General features: G+C 56.2%; 7 protein-coding genes. 1 reads left to right on the top strand and 6 read right to left on the bottom strand.

What is annotated here, in order from left to right; all coding sequences use genetic code 11:
* Positions 1-86 precede the first annotated feature (86 nt).
* The 6 genes from ACZYTD_RS15280 to trhP form a co-directional block, all read right to left on the bottom strand.
* A complete protein-coding gene (locus ACZYTD_RS15280; protein WP_463893319.1) occupies positions 87-1,547 on the bottom strand; it encodes an amino acid permease in 1,461 nt (486 codons plus the stop codon).
* 193 nt (positions 1,548-1,740) lie between these two features.
* Positions 1,741-2,544, bottom strand: a complete 804-nt coding sequence (gene suhB, locus ACZYTD_RS15285) for an inositol-1-monophosphatase (protein ID WP_463893320.1) — start codon at positions 2,542-2,544, stop codon at positions 1,741-1,743.
* A 123-nt stretch (positions 2,545-2,667) separates the two neighbouring features.
* Positions 2,668-3,024: a DsrE/DsrF/TusD sulfur relay family protein gene (locus tag ACZYTD_RS15290; RefSeq protein ID WP_463893321.1), complete on the bottom strand. Its 357-nt coding sequence runs from the start codon at positions 3,022-3,024 to the stop codon at positions 2,668-2,670.
* Between the two features lie 54 nt (positions 3,025-3,078).
* On the bottom strand, positions 3,079-3,321 hold the full coding sequence (locus tag ACZYTD_RS15295) for a GrxA family glutaredoxin (RefSeq protein WP_463893322.1): 243 nt from the start codon (positions 3,319-3,321) through the stop codon (positions 3,079-3,081).
* 43 nt (positions 3,322-3,364) lie between these two features.
* Positions 3,365-3,610 (bottom strand): YfhL family 4Fe-4S dicluster ferredoxin, encoded by a 246-nt coding sequence (locus ACZYTD_RS15300; protein WP_463893323.1) that lies wholly within the window; start codon positions 3,608-3,610, stop codon positions 3,365-3,367.
* 1 nt (position 3,611) lies between these two features.
* On the bottom strand, positions 3,612-4,982 hold the full coding sequence (gene trhP / locus ACZYTD_RS15305) for a prephenate-dependent tRNA uridine(34) hydroxylase TrhP (protein ID WP_463893325.1): 1,371 nt from the start codon (positions 4,980-4,982) through the stop codon (positions 3,612-3,614).
* Positions 4,983-5,642: 660 nt separating this feature from the next.
* On the opposite strand from trhP, the gene ACZYTD_RS15310 reads away from it, so the two are divergent.
* Positions 5,643-6,000 (top strand): hypothetical protein (locus ACZYTD_RS15310; RefSeq protein WP_463893328.1); only part of this gene is annotated, 358 nt, incomplete at its 3' end.

Here is a 6,000-nt window from a genome sequence, read left to right on the forward strand (position 1 = left end):
AGGGGTGAACGTAAGCCATCGGGCTGAGCTAGGAAAAAAAATCCGCAACCCGGTCACAGGTTGCGGATTTTTTTTGATCGCCTCACTCAATCACGCTGAGGGAAGGTCATCTCGTGGAAGGCCACCAGTCGGGTTTTGTGCTTGAGTTTATAACTTAGCCAGAGCAGACCAAATAGCGGAATACCGAGATAGGCTGCCAATACGCCATACCAGTCAATGTTGCCACTGGTGAAGCCTTGATAACCCTGGCCCAGGGTTATCAGCAGGCACAGGCTGAATGCCAACAGCGGGCCGAGGGGGAATAGGGTCGCCACATAGGGAAGATCCTGCAGCGAGCCACCCTGTTTGATATAGCCACGGCGAAAGCGATAGTGACTCACGGCTATGCCGAGCCAGGCGATGAAGCCACTCATGCCAGAGGCACTCATCAGCCAGAGGTAGACGCTTTGATCCCCTGAGAGGGAGGTGAGAAAGCAGAGCATGGCCACTAGGGTGGTGGCGAACAGGGCGTTTCGGGGAACGCCATTACTGGAGAGGCGACCGAAGAACTTCGGCGCCATACCGCTCCGTGCCATGGTGTAGAGCATGCGGGTGGAGGCATACATGCCTGAATTACCCGCCGAGACAATGGCGGAGAGAATGACGGCATTCATCAGCGCCGCGGCAAAGGCCAACCCGGCGCGCTCGAACACTAGCGTAAAGGGGCTGGCACCCACATCGGTTGCATCATTTTTCAGTAGCAGCGGATCGGTATAGGGGATCAGAATGCCTATGATCAGGATGGCAAAAACGTAGAACAGCAGGATGCGCCAGAATACTTGGCGTACCGCACGGGGAATGTTTTTGCCGGGCTCGGCGGATTCACCGGCGGCGACACCTATGAGCTCGGTCCCTTGGAATGAGAAGCCAGCAATCATAGCCACACTGATGACGGCGGGTATGCCGCCAACAAAGGGGGCATCACCTGTGGTTAGATTGCCAAAGTCCGGCTGCATGGAGCCGTGCATAATGTTGAAAATCATCAACATACCTATGCCGATAAAGACCAGTACCGTGATCACTTTGATCAGCGAGCACCAGAATTCCGCTTCACCAAAGCCCCTGGCCGAGAAGTAGTTCAGGCTGAAGATGATGCCCAGAAACAGGGCACTCCAGAGATAGCCTGGGGTGTCGGGGAACCAGAACTTCATCACTATGGTGGCAGCAGCCAGCTCGACCGCGACCGTGATGGCCCAGTTATACCAGTAGTTCCAACCTTGGGCGAAGCCGAAGGCCGGATCGACAAAGTGGGAGCCATAGGTGGCGAAGGAGCCGGAGACGGGCATGAAGGCCGCGAGCTCGCCCAGGCTAGTCATCAGGAAGTAGACCATCAGGCCTATGATGGCATAGGCCAGCAGGGCGCCGCCGGGACCGGCCTGGGCCACGGTTGCGCCAGAGGCAACAAACAAACCTGTGCCAATAGAGCCCCCTATGGCAATCATAGAGAGATGACGCGATTTCAACGTACGGCGCAATTCACCGCTCTGACTGGTTTCACTGACGGACATAACTCAAACAACTCCCTGTTTATAGGGTTAACTGCAGCCGCCACAGAATGGGCTGGCCAAAAATGGCGATACAAATACGCATTTGATCAGCAGATTGCAAGCTTATTCTGCTATGACGGCAGCATGGCAAGCGTGAGCGGCAAAGACAAAAAAGCCCGTCACCAGGACGGGCTCGATTAGCGTAGCGGTTGGCTTACTTAGCCAGGGACTCTGGCAGCTCGTCACGGATCTTGGCGAGCAGGCACTTCACCACCCGCGGGTTGCCGCAGACAATGTTGCCGCTGTTGTAGAAGTTGTGACCCCCGACAAAGTCAGTAGCCAGGGCGCCGGCTTCGCGGGCAATCAGTTCGCCTGCGGCCAGATCCCAAGGCTTGAGGCCCAGCTCCCAGTAACCATCCATGCGACCTGCGGCCACATAGGCCAGATCCAGGCTGGCGGTGCCGGCACGGCGTATGTCGGCGCACTCGGCGAAGATGCCATCAAACATCTTCTTATAGGCATCCAGGTGATGACGATGACGATGGGGGAAGGCGGTGGCGAGTACGCAACCATCCAGATCCCGGGCTTGGCCAACGCGGATACGGTAGCCATTCAACTGGGCACCACCACCACGGCTGGCGGAGAAGAGTTCATCACGAATGGGATCGTACACCACACCCACTTCGGTGCGGCCCTTGATGCGCAGGGCGATGGAGACGGCGATATGGGGGATGCCCTTGACGAAGTTGGTGGTGCCATCCAGTGGGTCAATGATCCATTGAAACTCGGAATCTTGCTTACCTTGAATGCCGAACTCTTCACCGATCACACAATGTTCTGGGTAGGCTTTGAGCAGGGCGTAAACTATGGCCTGCTCCGCTTCACGATCAACATTGGTTACCAGATCGTTTTTTGCTTTTTCGGCGGTTTGGATGTTCACGTGGTCGCCAAAATTTTTGGCAATAACTTGACCAGCACTACGAGCCGCACGAACGGCAATGTTTAGCATAGGATGCATAAATTGACTCACCAGATGTTAAAGAACGGGGGATGGGAAAAGGAGCGGCGGAATTATACCCGCCGCTTGGAAGCGTAGCAAATACCTTTTGTGATCGGGCTCATGGTCCCGACCAGGCACAGCCTAGAAGTTAATCACCTTATCGGCTTCGACCGTCCAGCGTGCCAGCAGGGGCATGGTGCCGATCTCGATGCCATCGATGAGCGGGAGACCACTGATGCCGCGGCTGTCGGTGCAGGTCTTGCACAGGCGCATGGGCACATGCTGGGCACTCAGGATCTCCAGCATCTGGCGCAGGTTATACCCTTCGGTGGGAGCCTGGCCGTTCAGGGCCACGGTGACTGCATCGGAGAGTAGGAACAGGCGCAGATCGACTTCGCACTCCTCCTGCTCCTTGAGGGCGATGGCCAGGCGCAGGGCGTTATAGAGGCTCTCGCTGCCATAGGGGGCACCGGTGCAGACGATGAGAATATTTTGCATGGACTTTTCCTAACATTACATTGGCGGTGAGCGGGGTGTTTGACCCAGCTAGCTTCACTGACCCTGATTGATGACGAAGTCATAAAAGTCGGTGAAGCCGCCGATATGCTGCTCACCCACAAAGATCTGCGGTACGGTACGCACGGGCTTGCCAACTATCTCCAGCAGCTCGGCTATGCTCATGCCGCGCTCCTGAATGTCAATGTATTCAAAGGCGAAGCCGCGCTGTTCACACAGAGCGACGGCTCGGTCGCAATAGGGGCAGAGGGGCTTGCCGTAGATGGTAACTTTTTCCATGGTTTTCTCCTGTCCAAACCTCTGGCCATCGTAATAGGCCAACTTAACCATGCAGGATGGCAAATTTTTCCAGCAACTGCTCGGCTGACTCTACATGATCCGGGTCCCAAATGATGCAGTCAATGGGACAGACACTGACACAGGTCTGGTGATCATAAAAACCCACACACTCGGTGCAGAGATTAGGATCGATCTCGTAGACCTTATCGCCCATGGTGATGGCCTGATTGGGACACTCAGGCTCACACATGTCGCAGTTGATGCACTTTTGCGTGATTAGCAGTGCCATATCAACCCGCTACTTGCCCGTGGGGCTGACGGGTGCTCTCGCCGTCATCGAAGTTGCGCAGCAGTATGCCGTAGTTGACATCCACCTCGGCCGGCACCGGCAGATAGACGGTATGGCCGTTACCCGGCGCCACCTCGATCTGCTCGCCCTTGCGGTTTTGCAACTGTTCCAGCTGGAAGCTGAGGTTGCCTTGGGGGGTCATCAACTCCAGGCTGTTACCCAGCATAAACTTGTTCTTCACCTCCACTTCCACCAGCCCTTCGCTGTTGCGACCGGTGATCTCACCGACGAACTGCTGGCTGTCGGAAACCGAATAGCCATAGTCGTAGTTCTGGTGTTCGTTATGGGCATGACGGCGCAGGAAGCCTTCGGTATAGCCACGGTGGGCCAGATTCTCCAGGGTCTTGAACAGATCCGGGTTGAAGGGGCGACCGGCGACCGCATCATCAATGGCCTGACGGTAGATCTGGGCAGTGCGAGCACAATAGTAGAAGGACTTGGTACGCCCCTCGATTTTGAGGGAATGCACCCCCAGCTTGGTCAGCCGCTCCACATGCTGGATGGCACGTAGATCCTTGGAGTTCATGATATAGGTGCCGTGTTCATCCTCGAACGCGGTCATGAATTCGCCGGGGCGGTTTTTCTCTTCGATCAGCACCAGCTGATCCGAGGGCTGGCCCAGACCCAGGGTCGGGGCGACCTGTACCGGGATCGGCTCCTGGCGGTGGACAATCTGCCCCACCTCATCCAGTTTGCCCTCATGCACCTTATACTCCCAACGGCAGGCGTTGGTGCAGGTGCCCTGGTTCGGATCGCGCTTGTTCAGGTAACCGGAGAGCAGGCAGCGGCCCGAGTAGGCCATGCACAGGGCGCCATGGACGAACACTTCCAACTGCACAGTCGGGCAGTGCTGGCGGATCTCTTCGATCTCATCCAGTGACAGTTCACGGGAGAGGATGACCCGCTCCAGCCCCTGCTGTTCCCAGAATTTGACCGTGGCCCAGTTGACCGCATTGGCCTGGACGGAGAGATGCACCGGCATGTGGGGGAAGTGTTCGCGTACCATCATGATGAGGCCCGGATCGGACATGATGAGGGCATCGGGCCCCATGTCGATGACCGGCTTCATATCGCGCACAAAGGTCTTGAGCTTGGAGTTGTGGGGTTGGATATTGGCCACTACGTACAGCTTCTTGCCCAGGGCATGGGCTTCGTTGATGCCCAGCTGCAGGTTGTCGTGGTCAAATTCGTTATTACGCACCCGCAGGCTGTAACGGGGTTGGCCGGCATAAACGGCATCGGCGCCATAGGCAAAGGCATAGCGCATGTTCTTCAGCGTTCCCGCTGGAGAAAGCAACTCGGGTCTGAACATATTGTCTCTCTTAATGTCTGATCACAGGTCAGGACGATCCCACCAGATGGGATCGGCGGCGAATTGTAGCCCTGCAGGCAGCCCCACACCAGCTTTTTGCCGCCCGTTGCAGCGGGGGCAGCCCTGCACTTGGCCTTGGCCTTCGTATGCCCTGCGCCGCCGTTCAGGCTTGATGCGGTTGCTTTTCTCCCTCCCCTTTTTTCAAGGGGAAGGCAGGGGTGGGGTTTGCTTTTTGGCTGGTGAAACAGCAAGAACTACCCCCTCCCAGCAGGGGGATGAGCTGTTCGACGCATTTTCCTCACCAGACGGTGGCTGCCCTCTCTTGAACAATTTATCGAATAACCCCCTAAAATAAATAGGCTTTTTCTTTATCCAGCTCATTCCATCAGGAATACTATTGCGTTAGCCTAAGGACTCAAAAGGTGCAGCTAGCCTGTCGCCACTAGGATGCGCACCCACCCCGCCTCGGTGCTGTAACAGCCGCAAGTCAGGGGAGGTAGGTAGGAGATTGGTTGGCGTTCAATCTCAGCAGAGGTGGCAAAGTGCCGCGATTCTAAACGCTAGTGAAAAGGAGGGAATTGGGTGAGATATGTTCGGTTTCGAACCCATGGCGCCGTGGGCCCCTATGGCTCCCGCCATGAGCTGCCACTGGATCAGTTCATGCTTGAAGTTCCTGGCTTGATCCAGTTTCGTCGTATCCCCTCGTATGCCGTGCTTAACGCTTTTCTACTTGAAGGGGAACTGGACGCGGGGATGGGTGGCGGCTGCAAGTGGGTGCCGTTTCAAGTCATGCCTGAAGAGCATTTAGAAGCAGTGGAGTCGCTTCTGACATCTCCCTCCATTGAGGCCAAGGGACTTAGGTTCGAGTCAGTCCCAGATTGGGTTCACTCGAAGTTGGAATGGCACGCTTGGGTTTTACTTGTGGAGGCGGGCGTACCATACGAGGAGTACCTGCAACTTCTCATCGAGGAAAGTGAACTGAAGAAGTACAACAACGGTGCCTCGGATTTGGCTCATA

The organism is Pseudaeromonas sp. HNCC25DJ180 (assembly GCF_055413345.1).

Bases quoted from the DNA above. Each gene is read 5' to 3' on its own strand.
- ACZYTD_RS15280 (WP_463893319.1), bottom strand. From the start codon at position 1,547: ATGTCCGTCAGTGAAACCAGTCAGAGCGGTGAATTGCGCCGTACGTTG.
- suhB (WP_463893320.1), bottom strand. From the start codon at position 2,544: ATGCATCCTATGCTAAACATTGCCGTTCGTGCGGCTCGTAGTGCTGGT.
- ACZYTD_RS15290 (WP_463893321.1), bottom strand. From the start codon at position 3,024: ATGCAAAATATTCTCATCGTCTGCACCGGTGCCCCCTATGGCAGCGAG.
- ACZYTD_RS15295 (WP_463893322.1), bottom strand. From the start codon at position 3,321: ATGGAAAAAGTTACCATCTACGGCAAGCCCCTCTGCCCCTATTGCGAC.
- ACZYTD_RS15300 (WP_463893323.1), bottom strand. From the start codon at position 3,610: ATGGCACTGCTAATCACGCAAAAGTGCATCAACTGCGACATGTGTGAG.
- trhP (WP_463893325.1), bottom strand. From the start codon at position 4,982: ATGTTCAGACCCGAGTTGCTTTCTCCAGCGGGAACGCTGAAGAACATG.